General features: G+C 65.6%; 20 protein-coding genes. 16 read left to right on the top strand and 4 right to left on the bottom strand.

Features of this window, described 5'->3' with window-relative positions; genetic code table 11:
* Positions 1-189: 189 nt before the first annotated feature.
* Positions 190-324, bottom strand: coding sequence for a hypothetical protein (locus tag Thiosp_RS24905; RefSeq protein ID WP_407702808.1), 135 nt, complete (start codon positions 322-324; stop codon positions 190-192).
* A gap of 65 nt (positions 325-389) precedes the next feature.
* Here Thiosp_RS24905 and Thiosp_RS23470 point away from each other — a divergent pair, with 65 nt between their 5' ends.
* A complete protein-coding gene (locus Thiosp_RS23470; protein WP_201062941.1) occupies positions 390-1,814 on the top strand; it encodes a transposase in 1,425 nt (474 codons plus the stop codon).
* A 344-nt stretch (positions 1,815-2,158) separates the two neighbouring features.
* Here Thiosp_RS23470 and Thiosp_RS23465 read toward each other — a convergent pair whose 3' ends face one another.
* Positions 2,159-3,010, bottom strand: coding sequence for a peroxiredoxin-like family protein (locus tag Thiosp_RS23465; protein WP_201062942.1), 852 nt, complete (start codon positions 3,008-3,010; stop codon positions 2,159-2,161).
* 478 nt (positions 3,011-3,488) lie between these two features.
* On the opposite strand from Thiosp_RS23465, the gene Thiosp_RS23460 reads away from it, so the two are divergent.
* From Thiosp_RS23460 to Thiosp_RS23420, 9 genes are all read left to right on the top strand, one after another.
* The gene (locus Thiosp_RS23460) at positions 3,489-3,860 is read left to right on the top strand and encodes a putative quinol monooxygenase (RefSeq protein ID WP_201062943.1); all 372 of its coding nucleotides are present in this window, start codon (positions 3,489-3,491) and stop codon (positions 3,858-3,860) included.
* Positions 3,857-5,653: a DUF1538 domain-containing protein gene (locus Thiosp_RS23455; protein WP_201062944.1), complete on the top strand. Its 1,797-nt coding sequence runs from the start codon at positions 3,857-3,859 to the stop codon at positions 5,651-5,653. The genes Thiosp_RS23460 and Thiosp_RS23455 overlap by 4 nt, the downstream gene beginning before the upstream one ends.
* Positions 5,650-6,024: a P-II family nitrogen regulator gene (locus Thiosp_RS23450; protein WP_201062945.1), complete on the top strand. Its 375-nt coding sequence runs from the start codon at positions 5,650-5,652 to the stop codon at positions 6,022-6,024. The genes Thiosp_RS23455 and Thiosp_RS23450 overlap by 4 nt, the downstream gene beginning before the upstream one ends.
* Positions 6,021-6,413, top strand: coding sequence for a hypothetical protein (locus Thiosp_RS23445; RefSeq protein ID WP_201062946.1), 393 nt, complete (start codon positions 6,021-6,023; stop codon positions 6,411-6,413). Before Thiosp_RS23450 ends, Thiosp_RS23445 begins: the two co-directional genes overlap by 4 nt.
* 7 nt (positions 6,414-6,420) lie before the next feature.
* Entirely contained in the window at positions 6,421-7,206 is a 786-nt protein-coding gene (locus Thiosp_RS23440) for a SulP family inorganic anion transporter (protein ID WP_242518149.1), read from the top strand.
* 46 nt (positions 7,207-7,252) lie between these two features.
* The gene (locus Thiosp_RS23435; protein WP_201062947.1) at positions 7,253-7,816 is read left to right on the top strand and encodes a copper-binding protein; all 564 of its coding nucleotides are present in this window, start codon (positions 7,253-7,255) and stop codon (positions 7,814-7,816) included.
* 130 nt (positions 7,817-7,946) lie between these two features.
* Complete coding sequence (locus tag Thiosp_RS23430) at positions 7,947-8,615, top strand: lipid-binding SYLF domain-containing protein (RefSeq protein WP_201062948.1); 669 nt, start codon at positions 7,947-7,949, stop codon at positions 8,613-8,615.
* Positions 8,616-8,657: 42 nt separating this feature from the next.
* The gene (locus tag Thiosp_RS23425) at positions 8,658-9,506 is read left to right on the top strand and encodes a DUF2092 domain-containing protein (protein ID WP_201062949.1); all 849 of its coding nucleotides are present in this window, start codon (positions 8,658-8,660) and stop codon (positions 9,504-9,506) included.
* Positions 9,503-10,084 carry a hypothetical protein gene (locus Thiosp_RS23420; RefSeq protein ID WP_201062950.1) on the top strand — a complete coding sequence of 194 codons (582 nt, stop codon included), beginning with the start codon at positions 9,503-9,505 and terminating at the stop codon, positions 10,082-10,084. The genes Thiosp_RS23425 and Thiosp_RS23420 overlap by 4 nt, the downstream gene beginning before the upstream one ends.
* A 29-nt stretch (positions 10,085-10,113) precedes the next feature.
* Here the strand turns inward: Thiosp_RS23420 and Thiosp_RS23415 are convergent, their stop codons facing one another.
* Both Thiosp_RS23415 and Thiosp_RS23410 read right to left on the bottom strand, forming a co-directional pair.
* A complete protein-coding gene (locus tag Thiosp_RS23415; protein ID WP_201062951.1) occupies positions 10,114-10,773 on the bottom strand; it encodes a response regulator in 660 nt (219 codons plus the stop codon).
* A complete protein-coding gene (locus Thiosp_RS23410; protein WP_201062952.1) occupies positions 10,770-12,311 on the bottom strand; it encodes a PAS domain-containing sensor histidine kinase in 1,542 nt (513 codons plus the stop codon). The genes Thiosp_RS23415 and Thiosp_RS23410 overlap by 4 nt, the downstream gene beginning before the upstream one ends.
* A gap of 119 nt (positions 12,312-12,430) precedes the next feature.
* Between Thiosp_RS23410 and ppk2 the strand changes: the two genes are divergently transcribed.
* The 6 genes from ppk2 (at position 12,431) to Thiosp_RS23380 (ending at position 18,447) form a co-directional block, all read left to right on the top strand.
* Positions 12,431-13,297 carry a polyphosphate kinase 2 gene (gene ppk2, locus Thiosp_RS23405; protein ID WP_242518150.1) on the top strand — a complete coding sequence of 289 codons (867 nt, stop codon included), beginning with the start codon at positions 12,431-12,433 and terminating at the stop codon, positions 13,295-13,297.
* A 19-nt stretch (positions 13,298-13,316) separates the two neighbouring features.
* Positions 13,317-15,134 carry a sigma 54-interacting transcriptional regulator gene (locus Thiosp_RS23400; protein WP_242518151.1) on the top strand — a complete coding sequence of 606 codons (1,818 nt, stop codon included), beginning with the start codon at positions 13,317-13,319 and terminating at the stop codon, positions 15,132-15,134.
* A gap of 171 nt (positions 15,135-15,305) precedes the next feature.
* Positions 15,306-16,763 carry an alpha/beta hydrolase gene (locus Thiosp_RS23395; RefSeq protein WP_323696731.1) on the top strand — a complete coding sequence of 486 codons (1,458 nt, stop codon included), beginning with the start codon at positions 15,306-15,308 and terminating at the stop codon, positions 16,761-16,763.
* Between the two features lie 127 nt (positions 16,764-16,890).
* Positions 16,891-17,367 carry a YybH family protein gene (locus Thiosp_RS23390; protein ID WP_201062953.1) on the top strand — a complete coding sequence of 159 codons (477 nt, stop codon included), beginning with the start codon at positions 16,891-16,893 and terminating at the stop codon, positions 17,365-17,367.
* Positions 17,368-17,393: 26 nt separating this feature from the next.
* The gene (locus tag Thiosp_RS23385; protein WP_201062954.1) at positions 17,394-17,687 is read left to right on the top strand and encodes a hypothetical protein; all 294 of its coding nucleotides are present in this window, start codon (positions 17,394-17,396) and stop codon (positions 17,685-17,687) included.
* Positions 17,674-18,447, top strand: coding sequence for a hypothetical protein (locus tag Thiosp_RS23380; RefSeq protein ID WP_201062955.1), 774 nt, complete (start codon positions 17,674-17,676; stop codon positions 18,445-18,447). Before Thiosp_RS23385 ends, Thiosp_RS23380 begins: the two co-directional genes overlap by 14 nt.
* Positions 18,448-18,454 lie beyond the last annotated feature (7 nt).

Below are 18,454 nucleotides of genomic sequence, written 5' to 3'. Positions count from 1 at the left end.
ACAAATGGCGATCATAACCCAAAATCCTCGCGGAACGCTCGGATGTTGACCAGGCGTGCCGTCTAGTTGCCGCGACGGGCAGTTATCCAGAATCCGCAGTATCGGGATGTCGATGATTTCGAACTGACGAAAGCCTAGCCAACCGAGCCCTGGCTATGAGTTGTTTGAAACCTTGCTGTTAACAAAGACTCAAGACCGCTGCACGCGCAAATCCAGGGTGTGCACGGCTCCGGCTGGCATGCGTGGTCGCAGCGGTGCGCTGCGCCCTGGTGTGTGGCCCATGGCCTCGAAGCGGGCGAGGCGGCGGCCTTGGGCTTCGAGCAGGTTGACGGGGCGCGTCTCATAGGCCTTGCTAGAGTTAATTGCTGTGTCTCCACCAGCACTCCATCATGGCCGTCGCCGCATCACGCCGCCCGATGGTGGCCTATCGTCGCCGCTGTCCGGAGCACACCGCGCTCTACCAGATCGTGCAACAGCATCTGGAGTCTTTTCTCGCTCTCGCGAGAGAGGAGGATTGGGGCGCGCCGCGCGTGCCGACCTATGTCGAGCGGGAGTTTCGCCGCTACCTGGAGTGCGGCATTCTCGCCTTCGGTTTTGCTCGTGCACGCTGCCCTGACTGTGGTCATGACTTTCTCGTGGCATTCTCCTGCAAGGGACGCGGGGTATGTCCTTCGTGCAACGCGCGACGCATGGCTGAAACAGCTGCCCATCTGGTCGATCATGTCATACCGCCACTGCCGGTGCGCCAGTGGGTTCTTTCAGTACCCAAGCGCTTACGCTGGTACCTGGAGCGCGAGCCGCGAGCGCTCAGCGCCGTGCTCAAAATTCTCATGCGCGTCATTGAGGCGCATTTGCGCAGAAGCAGTTCCGCGAATGCCCAGGCGCGCTTTGGCGCGGTGAGCTTTATCCACCGGTTTGGCTCGTCTCTCAATCGTCATGTCCACTACCACTGTTGTGTCATCGACGGCGTCTTCGAGCCGTTTGAGCAGGAGGGTGATGTCTCACAATCCCTGCATTTTCACCCCGCCGCGGAGCTGACCGCCGACGATCTCGCTATCATCTCGGAACGGGTACGCGTGCGGGTGCTACGCCGGTTTGCCCGCCACGGGTTGATTGAGCCAAACGATGTGCGCGAGATGCTCGCTTGGGACAACAGCGGATTTTCCCTTGATGCCGAGGTATGCATCGCTGCCCAAGATCGTGCCGGACTGGAGCGCTTGTTGCGTTATTGTGCACGCCCGCCCTTCGCCCTCGAACGTCTGGAGCTGATCGATGGCGAACGGGTGATCTATCGGTTGCCCAAACCGCTGCGCGATGGCACGACAGTGTTGACGCTCACGCCGCTTGAGTTTATCGACCATCTCGCGGCGCTGATTCCACCTCCACGGCGTCATCGCCATCGCTACCATGGGGTGCTGGCCCCCAATTCGCCGTGGCGTGCCGAGGCGACCGCGTATGGGCGGGATCTCAGTGATGAGCCGCACGAGACTCCCGAGGTTGCCACCACCAAGCCAGCCGCGCCTCCTCGCTCACCGGCACGCTATCTCTGGGTCATGCTACTGGCCCGCCTGTTCGAGTCGCTGCCGCTGACTTGCCCCAATTGTGGCGCGGACATGCGCCTGATCGCATTCATCACCGAGGCCGCGCCCATTGGGCAGATTCTCACCCATATCGGCGAACCCCCTCGTCCTCCGCCCATCGCTCCCGCGCGCGGACCACCCGCCTGGGATGATGCGCCCGAGCCAGCACCGGACTGGGATGACTTTGCTCAACCCGAGCCGGAGTTCGAGTTCGATCAACGCGTCGCTTGGTAGCCACGCCTTTTCCCACCAGACAAGGCGCCAAGGGCGTTTGTTTTCAGTTCGCCCGCCCGCGCCCAACTTCGCTTAAAACACGCAACCAAGTCCGTCCTGCGCCCCTCAAAACGGGCGATCAGGCGTGTTTCCGCCGTTGACCTCGTTCTCATCGACCGATAATATCCGCAATGACACGCGTACTGGATCCCCAGGGTGGTTTGGATTTCCTATCCTCTCATATCGCGGTCTCTTTCGGCGATGTTTAGCGCTTGAACCGCGACACCGTCTCAGTCAGCACCTTGGTCAGCCGGTTCGTGACTTGATTTGTTAGCCAAAATGTCCGTTCGAGTAGCGGATTTCTTTCAGCGGCTCAACGCTTCCTGTGCGGATAGATCGGCCAATGCGGCAAGAATGTCCGGCGGCTCGGCACGCTGACGGTAATCGGTCTCGGCAAAGGCGTAGCGCACGACACCGTCGCGGTCGATCACAAAGGTCGCCGGGACCGGCAGCACAAAGCGGCCATTGCCGTTGTAGTCGGCGAGATCCAGCCCGAGTCCCCGTTGGTAGATCGCGCGCAGGGACTCCGGTACAGAGAAGGCAAGCCGGTAGGCCCGCATGGTTGTATCCTCGAGGTTGCTTAAAATCTCGAAGGGATAGCCGTCCTGTTTGACCTGCGCGAGGGAGCGATCGGGTTGCTGTGGTGTGACGGCGATCAGCTGTGCCTGATAGCGCGCGAAATGCGCCAGGCTTTGATGCAATCCGCGCAGTTGCAGATTGCAATAGGGGCACCATACGCCGCGATAGAAGGTCAGGATCACAGGTCCGGCGGCCAGGCGCTCTGACAATTGCACCATTTTGCCCCTGGCATTGGGTAGCCGGAAGTCCGGCGCGGTCTCGCCAACCCGCAGGCCGGGTTCGGGCATGGCGGCGGCCAAGGCGGCAGCGGCCTCTTCCATCTGTTCGCGCTCGGCGGCGGTGAAAGGCGGCGGATGCTTGGCCTGCTCGGCCTGAAAGGCCTGCAAGTCGGCCTGGTAGCTTGGCAGTGGCGGTGGTTCGGCGGCCGTCGCACCGCCAAGGGTTGCAGCGCCCATGGTGATGGCGAAAGCCAGGGCGAAACGCGGATGGCGGCGGGCCGGCCAGACCCCGTCGCTCGGCGGATAATCCTCGGAAAGGTGGCTGATGGCGGTCATTTCTGTTGGGAATAATCGGCTCATGGGGGCGCTCCTCTGAGTAGTTTTTGTGTTGGCATCGGCTGGATTGAAATCCGATTTCCTGGAATCCAGCATCCGCCGTCAAGTCTGCGGGCGATGGGGGCTCTCACCGGATAAGACCTGATGTGAATCAGATTTCTTTCAGTGCCAGGTGGGCAGCACCGCACGCGCTATCAGAACCCGCACTCTTTCGCGGGCCTTTTGGCCCTGGTGGAGCCGAGTCGGCGAGAAGCGGCACCAATGCGCACGAGCGGACATCCGATCAGGCATGGAAACCGCGATATGTCGGAGTTGCTGGCTGGCTTTTCTTAGCGGATTGGAGCCGGCGGGCAGGTGGAACGGCGGCGGTGAACCAGCGGCCGTGGCACGACGGTCCTAAGCATGGCCGCCAATCGCCGGCTTGCCGCGGCGATTGGCCGGCTTTTTGCTGTCACCTTGCTTTATCCGCTTATCGTTTTACCGAGCTCCCGCTGCTGCCGCGATGATTCTATTCTCTCTCCATGTGTTGGTCTCGCCCAAGGTCCGCGGGGATTTCCTGCGCGGAATTGGCGCCCTGCTGGAGCCAACCCGGGTGGCGCCTGGCTGCCTGGATTGCCGACTCTATGGCGATGTCGAGGATGCCGACGCCTATCTGCTGATCGCGCGGTGGAATACCCAGGCGGAGCTGGACAGCTATCTGGGCTCGAAGGCCGGCGCGCGGCTGGTCGCGGCCATGGAGTTGGCGCTCGCGCCACCGGTGATTCGTTTCGATGAGATTGCCCACAGCGGCGGGCTTGAGGTGATCGAGGCGGCGCGGCGGGCGCGTGGCTTGGTGCAGGACTGGCCCGGCGATGGGTCGGAGGAGCCGGCATGAGCGGTGCGCCTGAGTCCATCCGCTATGGCGATTATCTGCGTGCGATCGGCGCCGGTCGGCAACGGCTGAGCTACAACGCGCTGGGGCCGACCCTGGGCCGGGATGCCCAGGGCCGGGCGCGACCGGCGCCGGCGACCGCGCCGATTCGCTTGCGCCCCGATGAAATCGCGCGGCTGTTGCAGCCTTATGTGTCGGTGCGCTTTGCCGATCAACTCAAGGCCGTGGCGCCCTTGGCGCTCTATCTGGCGCTGTTTCAGGTGCTGATTCTGCGCCAGTTGATCGATGACTCCTGGCTGATCGTGGGCGGGCTGTTCGCGGTGATTCTGGGGCTGATGTTTTTCATGGAGGGACTGAAGCTCGGGCTGATGCCCTTCGGCGAGCTGATCGGCCAGCGTTTGCCGCGCCGTTCGCCCTTGCCGCTGGTGTTGCTGATCACCCTGCTGCTCGGCATCGGCGTGACCTTCGCCGAGCCGGCGATTGGCGCGCTCCAGGCCGCTGGGCAGAATGTCTCGCCCGAACGCGCGCCCTATCTGTGGGCCTTGCTCAATCCCTGGTCGGGCGCCTTGGTGCTGATGATCGGCGCCAGCGTGGGGCTGGCTGCGGTGTTGGGCACGCTGCGCTTTCTCTATGGCTGGAGCCTCAAACCGCTGATCTACACCGCGCTGCTGCCGGTGCTTGGGCTCACGCTCTATGGCGCGTCGCAGCCGGAGCTGGCGCCGGTGCTGGGCCTGGCCTGGGATGCCGGCGCGGTGACCACCGGGCCGGTGACCGTGCCCCTGGTGCTGGCGCTCGGCATCGGCATCGCGGCGGCGGCCGGGCGCGGTGACTCCGGGCTGTCGGGCTTTGGCATCGTCACCCTGGCGTCCATTTTCCCCATCATCGGCGTGCTGCTGTTGACGCTTTACCTTGCTGCCACGCTGACGCCGGCGGAGATTCTTGCCAGCGCCCAGGCGGTCGGCGCGGCGAGCGCGACCTTGCCCTGGTCCGCCCGCAGTCCCTGGGTGGAGCTGCTGATGGGCCTGCGCGCCATTGTGCCGCTGGTGGTGTTTCTGTGGCTGATTCTCAGGTGGGTGCTGAAAGAAGCACTGCCACGCCCGCGCGAGATCGGTCTCGGCATTGCCTTTACCGTCATCGGTATGTGCCTGTTTAATCTGGGCCTGACCTACGGCCTGTCGGCCTTGGGTGGCAGCGCCGGGGCCTCGGTACCGGCGGCCTTCATGGCGCTGCCCGGCGCCGCGGGGTCGCCGCTGTATCGCTATGGCGTCGGGTTGAGCATCGCGGTGGTGTTCGCCTGGGTGCTGGGCTTCGCGGCCACGGTGGCGGAGCCGGCGCTCAATGCCCTCGGCGTGACCGCCGAGCAACTGACCAATGGCTTTTTCAAGAAGCGCACCCTGATTCTGGCGGTGTCGGTGGGTGTAGCCTGCGGCATCGCTTTGGGGCTAACCAAGCTGGTGTTAGACCTTCCGCTGGTGTGGCTCATCGTGCCACCCTATCTGCTCGCCGCCGTGCTGACCTGGCTGTCCTCGGAGGAGTTCGTCAATGTCGCCTGGGACAGCGCGGGCGTGACCACCGGCCCCATCACGGTGCCGCTGGTGCTGGCCATGGGGCTGGGGCTGGGCAATGCCACCGGCGCGGTCGAAGGCTTTGGGATTCTGTGTCTGGCCTCGATCGGGCCGATTATCAGCGTGCAGCTGACCGGGCTGTGGGCGCGCTGGCGGCTCGCATGGCAAGCCCGCGCCGCCGGTCACGCGCCTGCTACCCCTTCCGCGCTGGGGGCGGAGTTGCCGCTATGACGGATGAAAAAATCACGGTGCTGACGGATGTGGTGCTGATCACCTGCGTGGTGTCGGCGGGTCGCGGCGACGCCGTTATCCTGGCGGCGCGGGAGATGGGCGCGGCCGGGGCACTGGTCAGCCATGCGCGCGGCATCGGTCTGCGCGAACGCCTCGGGCTGCTCGGCATCGCCATCGAGGCCGACAAGGATGTCGTCAGCCTGTTGGTGGCGAGTGATCATCAGGATGTCGTGTTCGAGGCGGTGTGCCAGGCGGCGGATCTGGGTCGCCCCGGCGCCGGTCTGGCCTACATCAGCCCCATCGAGCGGCTGGCGACCTTCATCCCGCGCGAGGTGCTGGAGCGTCTGGCGGATCAGGGGAAGGCGACATGAACGGCGCCGGAGCCACCACAGCACCCGCGGCGGGCGCGGCCAAGCTGATTGCCGCCATTCTGCCCGATGACGGCGGCGACCGGCGCCTGCTCGCCTGGCTGCGCGATCATGCCGGAGTCACCCGGGCCAATTCGGTGTATTGTCGCGGCCACGCCGTCTTGCAGGAGACCGCCGCGCGCCAAGGGCATCTGCCTGAGCCAACCCTGGTGCGGCTGGTCAATATCGTGGTGGAAGCCGAACAGGCCGATGCGCTCTTTGCCCAGATCCACGCGCAGGCGGGAATCGGTCGCCCCGGTGGTGGCGCGCTGATGATGCTGCCACTGACCGCAGCGAGCGCCTTGCTGCTGCCCGAGGATGTTCCCAATGAAGCCGGCGAGCTGTCGGAGTGAGCGAAAGATGTCCATGATTCCCTCGCGCGGCTGGCTCGGAAATTGGCTCGGAGCGGGGCTTCTCACCGGACCCGGCGGCTACGGTCGCGACGGGTTGCGCCTGGATCTGATCGCCGGTCTGACCACCGCTGCCGTGGTGATTCCCAAGGCCATGGCCTATGCCACCATTGCCGGGCTGCCGGTGCAGGTTGGGCTTTACACCGCCTTGGTGCCGCTGGTGATCTACGCCATCCTCGGCACTTCGCGACCACTCAGTGTCACCACCACCACGACGCTGGCGATTCTGACCGGCGCCCAGCTTGCGCTGGTGGTTCCCAGTGGCGAGCCGGCGGCGCTGCTGACCGCCTCGGCGACGCTCGCGGGACTGCTGGCCGGTTTTGGGCAAATCGAATCCTCCGTTATCAAGGTCGGCATGATCGGCGAGGTGGCCTGCATGGCCAAACCCTGGCAGATCGTGCCCATGGTGGTGACCGAGGTGCAGCCGGTGATCGCCACCGGGCAGGTCAAGCCTACCGATACCCTGGTCGATCTTCAGCAGATGGGCCGCCCCGGCAGCATCACCGCCGTCCTGGAGCCGCTCTACCCCGGCCAGCTCGATGACCTGCCGCTCGGTGGGAACTGCATCGCCAATCTGTACACCAGCCACCACGAGCAATTGGCCGACCCGGACATCGGCTTCTGGCGCAGCCTGGGCCTGCATGCCATCGACACCATCGGCCTGGTGCACGCGCTCATCCTGCGCATCCAGTCGCTGCTGATGCCGATCAAAATGCTGGTGCTGACTGGCCACTAACCACTCACTTCTCACCACCAACCACTCACCAACGAGGACATTCCCAATGCTAAAGCACCCACGCCCGTTCGCTTGCGCCCTGACTCTGACCCTGTTTGGCGCTGCTTCACTCGCGCTCGCCGAGACCACCCTGGTTGGCGCCACCGGATCCGCCACTGAGATTACCGGCAAGGTGATGGTGGTCAATCAAGACAAGCGCATGCTGACCATCAAGACTCCGGAGGGCGAGTACGTTGTCCTGCACATGCCGCCCGAGGTACAGCGCCTTGACGAAATCAAAATCGGCAATCGCCTGACCATCACCGAGACCGATTTCCTGGTCGTCGATTTGGTTAAGGACGAAGGCCAGTCGCCCATGACCGTGGTGCGAGAAAGCGAAATCATCCGCGAGCCAGGCGAAAAGCCTGATGGCGCCATGATCGAGACCTTGAGCGTCAATGGTGTGGTCGAGGCGGTGGATCCAGCTAAGGGCGAGGTCACCATCAAAGGCCCGATGGCCACTCGCACCTATGCGGTCGAGGACTCTGCGGTGCTGGCCGACTTCGCGCCCGGCGATGGCGTCATCGCCACCTATGTGCGGGTCATTCGCGGCAAGGTCAGCTTCGAGTAACAAGAAGCCCTGCCGAGCGCAACCTAAGGCATCGCGGAACGCACCCGGGTTTCGCCGTGCCTTGCTCACTTCAAACTTCGCTTCACTCGCATCAATCTTGCCTCAACCCCGCCTCAATGGGAGCTTTTGAATGCCAAAAACGCACTTTTTCACGGCCTTGCTGCTCGCGCTCTGCGCCACGTCCGTCAACGCCCAGTTGCTTGATGGCTTAAAACAGGGCGCGGAGACCGTCGGCGACATGGCTGGCAAGGCCGCCGGCGCGGTCACCGGCACCATCGAGTCCACTCAGAAGAGCCTGGGCAACGAGGCCACGCCGGCCGAGACGCGCGAGAAGATCGACGCCATGGCCGCAGAGACCTTACAGCGCCTGTTCGCCGACCAGCCCGACAGCCGCGCGCTCTATGAGCGCAGCGCCGGCTATGCGGTGTTCGACAAGCGCGAGGCCAGCTTCTATGTGGTCGCCGGCTACGGGCGCGGCGTGGCGGTCGATCGCCAGACGGACGCGCGCACCTACATGAAAATGGCCACCACCGGCGCGGGCCTGAGCTTCGGCCTCGGCGGTTTTGCCTCCCAGATGGTGATTCTGTTCGAGACCGAGGCCTTGCTCGAGCGCTTCGTGACCCAAGGGCTGGACGCGACCGCCGAGGTCGGCGCTATGACCGGCGAGGAAAAAGACCAGCTCGCCCTGCGCTTCAACGACGGCAAGGCGGTGTTCGTGCTGACCGGCAAAGGCTGGAAGATCGGCGCCAAGCTGACCGGCTCGCGCTACTGGCCGGACGAGACGCTCAATCAGCGCTAGGTCATGTATCGCCGGTCGGTCAACCACAAGAGGAGAGGGTCCATGCGTTTAACGATCAAAACCGCTTTATCCGGCGCCCTGTTGCCGCTCCTGCTCTGCGCGGGGCTGTCCTGGGCCGCGCCGGAAGACGCCCAGAGCGCTAGAGCCGGCACCGATGCGTCCGCCAGCGCTGACGCCACGGTCGAGCCTGCCAATCCGGCCCTGGCGGAACTCATGCGCATGGCGGAGTTTCTCGCCGGGCGCGGGCGTTTTCAGGTCAGCCTGACCAGCGGCTTCGATGTGGTGCAGGAGAACGGCCAGAAAATCGAATTTGGCGAGCAACGCGACATTCTGCTGCTGCGCCCGGATCGCCTGCGGGTGGATGTCGCGCAAAGCGACGGCAATCTCTCTACCATCGTGTTCGATGGCGTACGCATCAGCGTCTATAACAAAACCCAAAATCTTTACGCTGCCTCCGAGATGCGCGGCGATGTCGATGCGGCGATCAAGCACTTCGTCAAGGATCTCAACATGCGCCTGCCGCTGGCCATGCTGCTGGTGACCAGCCTGCCCGAGGAGCTGAAACAACGGGTGCAAGAAGCCGCCATCGTCGGTACTGCTCAGTTCGACGGCCAAAGCTTCACGCACCTGGCCGTGCGTGCGGACGATGTCGACTTTCAGCTGTGGCTGCCCGACAGCGGCGATCCGCTGCCGCGGCGCATTGTCCTGACCTATCGCGAGGAGCAAGGCCAACCCCAGTACTGGGCGCATTTCTCCGATTGGAACCTCAAACCCTCACCGCCATCGTCGCGTTTCGCGGTCGAGCTGCCGGCGGATGTGGAGCGCATTCAGTTCCTCACCAACCTGACATCCGCCGAAGTGGGTGACGCCCTGCCAGGAGACCAGCCATGAAGATCGCCAACACCCGCAAAGCCCTGACCTTGGCGAGCCTGACCCTTCTGATTGGCGTGCAAAGCATGGAGCTGGCCGCGCGCGGCGGCGGTCGCGGCATGGGCGGAGGCGGCGGATTCGCGCGCTCCGGCCCGGCTGCGGGCGGTAGCTTCGCCGCACGCCCAGCGGGCGGCGGCGCGGGCGGTTTTTCCTCGGGCACGGCGGGCCGACAGGACTTGCGCGCTGACCGCACGGACGGACGCCAGGATCTGCGCGGCGACCGCCAGGACAATGTCACGGATCGTCAGGACAATCGTCTGGACTACCGCGACGAAGCGCGTGATGACCGCCAGGACTATTACGATGATCGCTACGGGTATCCGGGGCGCTGGGACAACTGGGCCACGGGCGCGGCGGTGGTCGCCGGCGCCGCCATTGTCGGCTCGGCGATCACCGCCGCGTCCTATAACGATCTCGACTGCACCACCGTCTATGTCGATGGTTTGAGCTATTCGGATTGCGGCGGCGCCTGGTATCAGCCCGCCTATTCCGGCGGCGATGTCACCTATGTGGTGGTCGATGCTCCGCCCGGCTATTGAGACGGAAACCGTGCGGGAATGTGGCGCGATCAGAGTTCAATCAGCCGATGCTTGACCGCGAAGCGCACCAGCTCGGCGTTGGAGTGCGCGCCTAGAGTGTCCATCATCTGGTACTTGTGGAACTCCACGGTGCGCGCCGAGATGCCCAGGCGCGCGGCGATTTCCTTGGCCGCCAGACCCTCGGCGAGCAGCGGCAGCACCTCGCGCTGGCGCGACGTGAGAGCGGCGACCGGGTCGTCAGTCGCTTGGGGTGAGGCTTGCATGGAGGCGGCGACCGCCTCGACAAGCTGGGGCGTCAGATAGGTCTTGCCCGCTAGCGCGGCGTGCAGGGCCGCCGTCAGCTCGGCCGGCGCGGAGTGTTTGAGCACATAGCCAGAAGCGCCGGCCTCCAGCGCGCGGCGCGCGAAACTGGCATCGCGATGCATGGTGAGGATGACCATGGGCGTCGTATTGCCGGCCGCGCGCAGGCGCGCCAAGGCGTCAAGCCCGCTCAGCCGGGGCATGGTCAGATCGGCGACGATCAGGTCGGGGCGCAGCTGCTCGGCCATCTCGATCAGCGCCAAGCCGTCCTCCGCCACCCCCACCAGGTCGAACGCCTCGGCGAGCAGGCTTTTCAGCGCCTCGGCCACCATCAGGTGATCATCGGCCAGCAGCACGCGCGGGCGGCGTGGGGGACTCTGTGCCGTCACTGCGTGTCTCCCGGCACCCAAGCCAGCACCGTGGTGCCCCGCCCGGGCGCGCTGTCGATGTCGAGGGTGCCGCCGGCGATGTGAATGCGGTCGCGCATGCTCGCCAGCCCCAGATGGCGGCCGCGTTCCGGTTGCTGGGGGTCGAAGCCGCTGCCGTTATCCTGCACCGCGAGCAGCAGGCCGCCGTCCTGCGGGCACAGGCGCAGCTCGGCGCGCTCCGCGCCGGCGTGGCGGATCAGGTTGCTCAGGGCCTCTTGGGCGATGCGGAACAGACACAGGGCCGCTTCCTTGCCGATGATCGCCGGCAGGGGATCGGCGGCGAAGTGGATGGCCAGGCGGTGGTGGCGTCCGCGCCGCTCGCATTCGGCGCGCAGGGCTTCGGCCAGGCCGAGTTCATCGAGCACCGAGGGGTGGAGCTGATAGGCGAGATTGTGCACATCCTCGCTCAGCGCCGCGAGCTGTGCGCGCACCGCGCCCAAGGTGGCGGCGAGCGGCGTGGCGGCGCTGGCCTGCTCGGCGCGCGCCAGTTCGATGGCCAAGGCCGCCAGGCGCTGGCTGAGGTCATCGTGCAATTCGCGGGCGACCAGGGCGCGCTCGCGCTCCTGGGCGCGCAGCAGTTGTTGGCTCATGCGCCGCAGTTCCAGCTCGATGCGCTTTTTGTGGCCGATGTCGCGCAGCACGCCGAAGCTGCGCCGGGGCGCGTCGCTGGCGTCGCGCTCGGCGACAATGCCGAGATGATCGAGCCACAGCTCGCCGCGACTGGGATGACAATAGCGGTATTCGATCGCCAAGCGGCGGCGTTGGCCCTGGTGCAACTGTGCGCGCTGTTCGAGCACGCGGTCGCGATCCTCGGGATGCAGGCCCGCCAGCCAGTGGCGCAGCGACGCCGGGCCGTCGGCGTTGGGCGGCAGACCCAGCAGCTCGCGGCAGCGGGCGTCGGCAAAGAGGCTGTCGTCGTCGAAGCCTAGTTCATAGAAGGCCAAGCCGGCCAGATCGGCGCCGGCGGCCAGGCGTGCCTCGTTGGCGCGCAGCGCCTCGGCGAGCCGCTGGCGTTCGCTGATGTCGAGCACGATGCCCATCAAACCCGGCGTCGCGGCAGACGCTGACGAGACCGGCGCGCCGCGCGCGGCGATCCAGCGCACGCCATCCGGGCCGGGAATGCGATATTCGACATCGACCGTATCGCCGCTGCCCAGGGCGCGGGCGATGGCGGCCTCCACCGCCGGCCAGTCCTCGGCGAGCACCGAGTCACGGAAGCGCGCCATGGGGATGGACTCCTCCGGCGTGTAACCAAAGAGCGCGCGGGTCTGGGGCGAGGCCCAGAAGCTGTTGGTCGTGACATCCAGCGTCCACAGGCCTGCGGAGGCGGCGTCGATGGCCAGCGCCAGCCGCTCCTCGCTGTCGCGCAGGGCGGCGATCAGGGTTTCCAACTCGCCATCCGGGGTGTTATCCGGTGTGTCGCCGGGGGGCGGGGTTGGCAGCGGCTCAGACCGGATGTTGTTGTGCATGTCGCGGATGGCGTCGTGAGGGGTGCGCACTCAGGGCTGTCCCGAACCAGACCCCGGGAAAATTCCCAGGTCACAAAGGACTGCGCGGCGGTCTATAGTGCCCGCGCGGCCTTGACCGCACAAGCGTGATTCCAGCGGAGGGTTTGGGCATGAGCAAAAAGAAGTCGAAGAAACGCAAAGCAGATCAGTTTGCTGAGGTCTTGACCAAGGAGGCCCCTGACGCCGCCTCCGCCGAGACCCCAGGCCGGATGACAAACAAGCGTTACCTCAAGGAATTGCGAAAACTCCACGAGGAGCTGGTGTGCCTGCAGGAATGGGTCAAGCACAAGGGACTGAAGGTGTGCATTGTGTTCGAGGGGCGCGATGGCGCCGGCAAGGGCGGCGCCATCAAGGCGATCACCGAGCGCGTCAGTCCGCGGGTGTTTCGCGTGGTCGCGCTGCCGGCGCCGAGCGAGCGCGAGCAAAGCCAGATGTATTTGCAGCGCTACATGAAGCATTTCCCGGCCGCCGGGGAAGTCGTGATTTTCGACCGCAGCTGGTACAACCGCGCCGGAGTCGAGCGGGTGATGGGCTTTACCCCGCCAGAGATCGTCGAGCGCTTTTTGCACATGACGCCCATGGTCGAGCACGCCATGGTCGAATCCGGCATCATCCTGCTCAAATACTGGCTGGAAGTCAGCCCCGAGGAGCAAACCCGCCGGCTGGAAGCGCGCATCGAGGATCGGCGCAAGATCTGGAAGCTCTCGCCGATGGATCTGGAATCCTACAGCCGCTGGTTCGACTACTCCCGCGCGCGCGATGCCATGTTCGCGGCCACCGACACCGAGTTCGCGCCCTGGTTCGTCGCGCACTCCGACGACAAAAAACGCGCGCGCCTGAACATCATCCGCCATCTGCTCGCGCAGATCCCCTATCGGGAGCAGCCGCGCGAGAAGATCAGCCTGCCCAAGAGGCAAAAACCGGATGGCTACCGGGAGTCCGATCATCCCTTGCGCATTATCCCGTCGTGCGACTGAGGCGAGCGGAGTCATCACCATGATCAGCGGCACGACCATCCAGGCCAGAGGGCGTCGCGACGATCGATCCAACCCGGTGATTGGCGGCAAGATCAGCGCGGGGGTTGATGCCGCGCTTCAGGCGCGGCCTGACCAGCGGCTCGACCATCCGCTCGACCATTCGCTCGATACACGCAATCCATTGGCGGCGCTTCCCGGTGCGGCGCCCGCTGGCAGCGCGGCGGTCTCGCTTGCCGAGCGCCTGGCTTTCGAGCAACTCTTAGGCGATCTGTCGGCGCATTTCGCCGATCTGCCGGGGGAGCGGGTGGCCGAGGAAATCGGTCTGGCGCTGCGGCGACTGCTGGACTTCCTCGGCTTCGATCGCTGCACCTTCGTGGAATTCGCCGATCCGGCCGTCGCCGAAGCGACGGGCGATGACCCCAATGGCGCGGCCAAGGTGCCATCATCGGCAGTACTCTGCTCGGTGGTGCGCGACGGCTTCGCGCCGACCCTGGCCGGGGCCGCGCCGGACCTGCCCTGGTACCAGGGCGAGTTGCGCGCCGGGCGGCTGGTGGTACTGCATGAGATTCCCGCCGAGCTGCCGGCGCAGGCGCTGGTGGAGCGCGACTATTGCGCGCGCCTCGGGCTGAAATCCAATCTCGGCATCCCGCTGCTCGTTGGCGGGCGAATTCTCGGCGCCATCGCCTTCACCGCCTTCCAGCACACCCGCGCCTGGCCGGAAGACCTCATCGTCCGCCTGAAGATCCTCGGCGAGGTCTTCGCCCAATCGCTGGCCCGCGCGCGCCATGAACAGGCGCTCAAGGAGGCGCTCGCGGAAATCACCCGGCTGAAGGGCGGACTGGAGGCCGAGAATCGCCTGCTGCGCCAGTCCCGTGGCGGCTGCCCGCTACCGACACTGACCAGCCGCTCGCCGCGCTTCAATCAGGTGCTCGGGGAGATCGCCCAGGTCGCACCGACCAGCGCCACCGTGCTGCTGCTCGGCGAGACCGGCAGCGGCAAGGAAGTCATCGCCAATGCCATCCACGCCATGAGCGCGTGCCAAGCGCGCCCCATGGTGCGCGTCAACTGCGCCGCGCTGCCGGCGTCCTTGATCGAGGCCGAGCTGTTCGGGCGCGAGAAAGGCGCCTACACCGGCGCCCTGGCGCGGCAGATGGGTCGCTTCGAGCAGGCCGACGGGGGCGCTTTGTTTCTCGACGAAGTCGGCGAGCTGCCGCTGGAGCTGCAACCCAAGCTGCTGCGCGTGCTCCAGGATCGCAGCTTTGAGCGCGTCGGCGGCACGCGCACGCTGCAGGTCAAGGTGCGGCTGATCGCGGCGACCAACCGCAACCTCGCGCGCATGGTGGCCGAGGGCGACTTCCGCGAAGATCTCTACTATCGGCTCAATGTCTTCCCGGTCACTCTGCCGCCCTTGCGCGAGCGCCCCGAGGACATCCCGCTGCTCGCCTGGCAGTTCGTCGAGGAATTGCGCGCGACCATGGGCAAGCCGATCGAGCACATTTCGGAGGACTCCATGGCTGCGCTGCTGGCCTACACATGGCCCGGCAATGTGCGCGAACTGCGCAACCTGATCGAACGCGCCATGATCCTCGCGCGCGGCCCGACCCTGCACATCAACATCGGCGCCCTGGCCAGCGCGCCGGCGCCCGTCACCGCCAGCCCGTCGCCCGAGATGATCGCGCGCGACAGCCTCGCGGCGCGCGAGCGGGCGCATATTCTTGAGATTCTGGAACTGACCGGCTGGCGCATCCGCGGTGCCGGCGGTGCCGCCGAGCGGCTGGACCTGAAACCGACCACCCTGGAATCGCGTATGAAGCGGCTGGGGATTCGGCGGCCCTGAAACGGGTCGGATTGCAACTCCGAAAACTCGGAGGCGCTCGGGTATCTCGGAGGCGCGGTGCGATGGTTCGGAGCGACTGCGTGACAGATAGTCTGGCTGACGCTGTAAGCTGTTGAATAGAAGATAATCTGTGGCGCAGAGGCGCTTGCCAAGACTGGTAGGCTTTTTGCGTTGTTTGCGGAAACGATCCGCCGGAGATCCCTCATCGACGCCAACCCTGTCCCAGCCGTCTGGTCGCGACCACTGCCCATCCTGGCGCTCCTGAGCCTGGTGATCCTGGTTAGCGGTTGCGCCACGCCGGCTCGCTCGCTGATGCCGACGCCGACGCTCTACCTCGCGCCCGAGGGCGAGCCGGTGTTCGCAAGCTCTAACCCGTCACCAGACAGCCCCGATCTGGAGGTGCTCTACATCACAGACCGGGCGCGGCCGAGCGCGGAGGAGCTGGCAGGGCGCGCCGGCAAGCCGGAGCCCATCGACCTCGGCGGCTCGGTGCGGCGCGAGCCGGCGGCGACGGCCCTGCCTTATGGACAGGAACGCGCGCGGCGCATCGCCTTTGGTACGGTGCGGGTGCGGGTGACGCCGGATCTGGACTGGGCGAGCCTGAGCGCCCAGAGCCAACTCGCCCGGCGCACGCGCGAGGTGAATCTGGAACTGGGTAAGGTACAAGAGCTTGGCGCCTTTCCCGAGGAGCCCTATCGGCTGATTCGGGTTGGAGAGCGGCGACTGCTGCGGGATCGGGATCAGCTTAAGCTCCATGAATCGACCAAACATGGGTTGCAGGGCGAGGTGCAACGGCGACTGGCAACGGCGCCGAAAAAGGAGATCCTGCTCTATGTGCATGGCTTTAACGAAACCTTCGAGAGCGCGGCCTACACCACCGCCGAGCTGTGCCATTTTTTAGGGCGCGAGCATGTGTGCGCCTTTTTCACCTGGCCGGCCGCGAGCTCGGGTAACTTCCTCACCGCCTATACCGCCACCACCGAGTCGGGGGACTTCGCGGTCGAGCACTTGAAGAAAAGCATCCGCCTGCTCGCCACCACGCCCGGCGTTGACGGGATGCACATCCTCGCCCATAGCCGCGGCACCGCCGTGGCGCTGAAGGCGATGCGCGAGCTGGCGCTGGAAACCATCGCCGCCGGCAAGGAGCCTGCCGAATACTATCGGATCAAGAACCTGGTGCTTCTGTCGCCCGACATCGATGTCGATATCGCCGCTCAGCAGATCACCGGCTTTCTTTCCGATCCCGATTTGGTCACGGTGTGGCCCGAAGGGCGCTTGCCGCGCGTGCTCGATGGCCGGCTGACAGTCTATACCTCGCCCAAGGATCGGGCGCTTCTCGTGTCCCGCATCCTGTTTCGCAGCCGGGATCGCGTCGGGCAGTTGCGGGCCGAGGACATTCCCGAGCCAAAGCAGCGTTACCTCGCGCAGTTGGGCAGTTTGGCTCTGATCACCTATCAGGGTAAGCGCACCGATCTCTTTGGCCACAGCTACTTCACCTCCAATCCGCGCGTCAGCTCGGATCTGATTCAGTTACTTCGCCACGGCAAGGCTCTGGGGCAGCCAGGGCGGGAGCCGGTGCAAACCGGCCCGATCACCTGGGTATTTCCGGACGCGCCCGACGGGGGTTGAGCCTGATCGATAGCGGCGGTCGCTTTGTTTACTTTGTTTACTTTGTTTAGGATTTGTCACGACCGGCAACGACCGGCAACGACCGGCAACGACCGCCAATTCACCACCACGAACGGAGATTTGAGAGATGACAATGAAATCACCCTTGGCGATGGCCATGGCGCTAACGCTGTGCAGCACTCCACTGCTGGCCGCGGACGCGCCGGAGGCCGAGATTCGGGCGCTCTTCGCCGCCCATGAGGCGGCGCTCAACGGCCACGAGCTGGAGGCCCTGGTGGCGCTCTATGCGCCCGGCGACCAGACCGTCGTCATGGGCACCACCACCGCAGAACGCTGGGTCGGCGCCGAGCAAATCGCCGACGCCTACACGCATTTCTTCGCCGACTTCGACGCCGGCAGCGTCGAACGCGAGTGTCCCTGGATGCAGGCCGAGGCCAGCGGGGATGTCGGTTGGATCAGCGCCAACTGTGTCTATCAGGACAGTCTCAAGGGCACGGAACGTCAATTTGCGCTCAATGTCACCGCCGTGGTGCAACGCCTGGATGGCGACTGGAAACTCAGCGCCATGCATTTCTCCAACCCCACCGCGCCGCTTGCCGAGTAGCCCGTAAGCCAGCAGGAGAAAACGCAATGAACGAACAACCGCATCAAGAACAGGATCTGACCGCGACGCCCGAGGAAGCCGTGCAACAGGAACGCCGCGATTTTCTGCTCGGCTTGGGGCGCTGGTCGAAGGCGGCGATTGCCGTAGCCGTGTTCGGCGGCGTGATGGCGCCGGGAGCTGATGTGCAAGCCGGCGCCTGGGTCAACCGTCGCGGCGGCGCGGTGGTGCGCGGCGGTGGCGGCTGGGTGAACGGCGGTGGCGGCGGCGGGAGCTGGGCCAATCGTCGCGGCGCCGGCGGCTGGGCGAATGGACGGTATTAGCGCTGTAAAGGTCGAGGTCATTCTGCGCACGGACGATCCGACCGGACTCCCGGCACGGATCGGCGCGGCACTCCCGGACTGGCTGCGCCAGATCGAAATCATCGGTCTGGCGGGGGATATGGCGCCGCTGGCCGCTTGGGGCGCGGGCGTCCCGCTCGATCTGGTCATGACCGACCCGGTCGCCGAGTTGGCCTTGCTCTATCGCTGCGCCGAGCTGCTCGATGCGCACCCGGTGCGCGTCAGCCTGCCGTTCGAGATCGGTCTGGCGCGGGCGATGAAGCTAGCGCTGGCGCTCGGCTTTGCGGTGCGTCTGCGGGGGCAGCAGCCAACCTGGTTGGCGGTGGCCGAGGCGCGCGCGGCGCTGGTGGATTATTTGCATAATCCCACAGTGTCCCAGACGGTCGAGCCCTTCAATGGGCTCTTGGTATCCTTTGTTCACGACCAGCCGGTGTCGCTGTGGTCATTGCTGGAACAAGACCCCGCCGAGATCCAGGTCATCGACGACGACGGCGCGCTGGTGCGCGACGCCGGCCCGGCGTCGGTCAGCGAGTTCCAAGCGCAATTGCTGGCAGCGGGCGGCGAGTGCGCCGACTGCCCCTGGCTGTCGCGCTGCGGCGGTTACTTCAAGTGGCTGGCGCGCGACTTCACCTGCGCGGCCGCAGGCTCCGGAATCCAGCGGATGTTTGGCGACATCGAGGCCGCCGCTGGCGCCTTGCGCGCGGATCTGAGTGCCGCCGAAGCGCCACCGGAGCCGGGCTGAGCGCGGC

Origin of the sequence: Thiorhodovibrio litoralis, from assembly GCF_033954455.1 — a bacterium.
Classification (GTDB): Bacteria; Pseudomonadota; Gammaproteobacteria; order Chromatiales; family Chromatiaceae; genus Thiorhodovibrio; species Thiorhodovibrio litoralis.
Note: the sequence above shows the minus strand (reverse complement) of the source record. Positions and strands in the feature narration are given on the sequence as shown.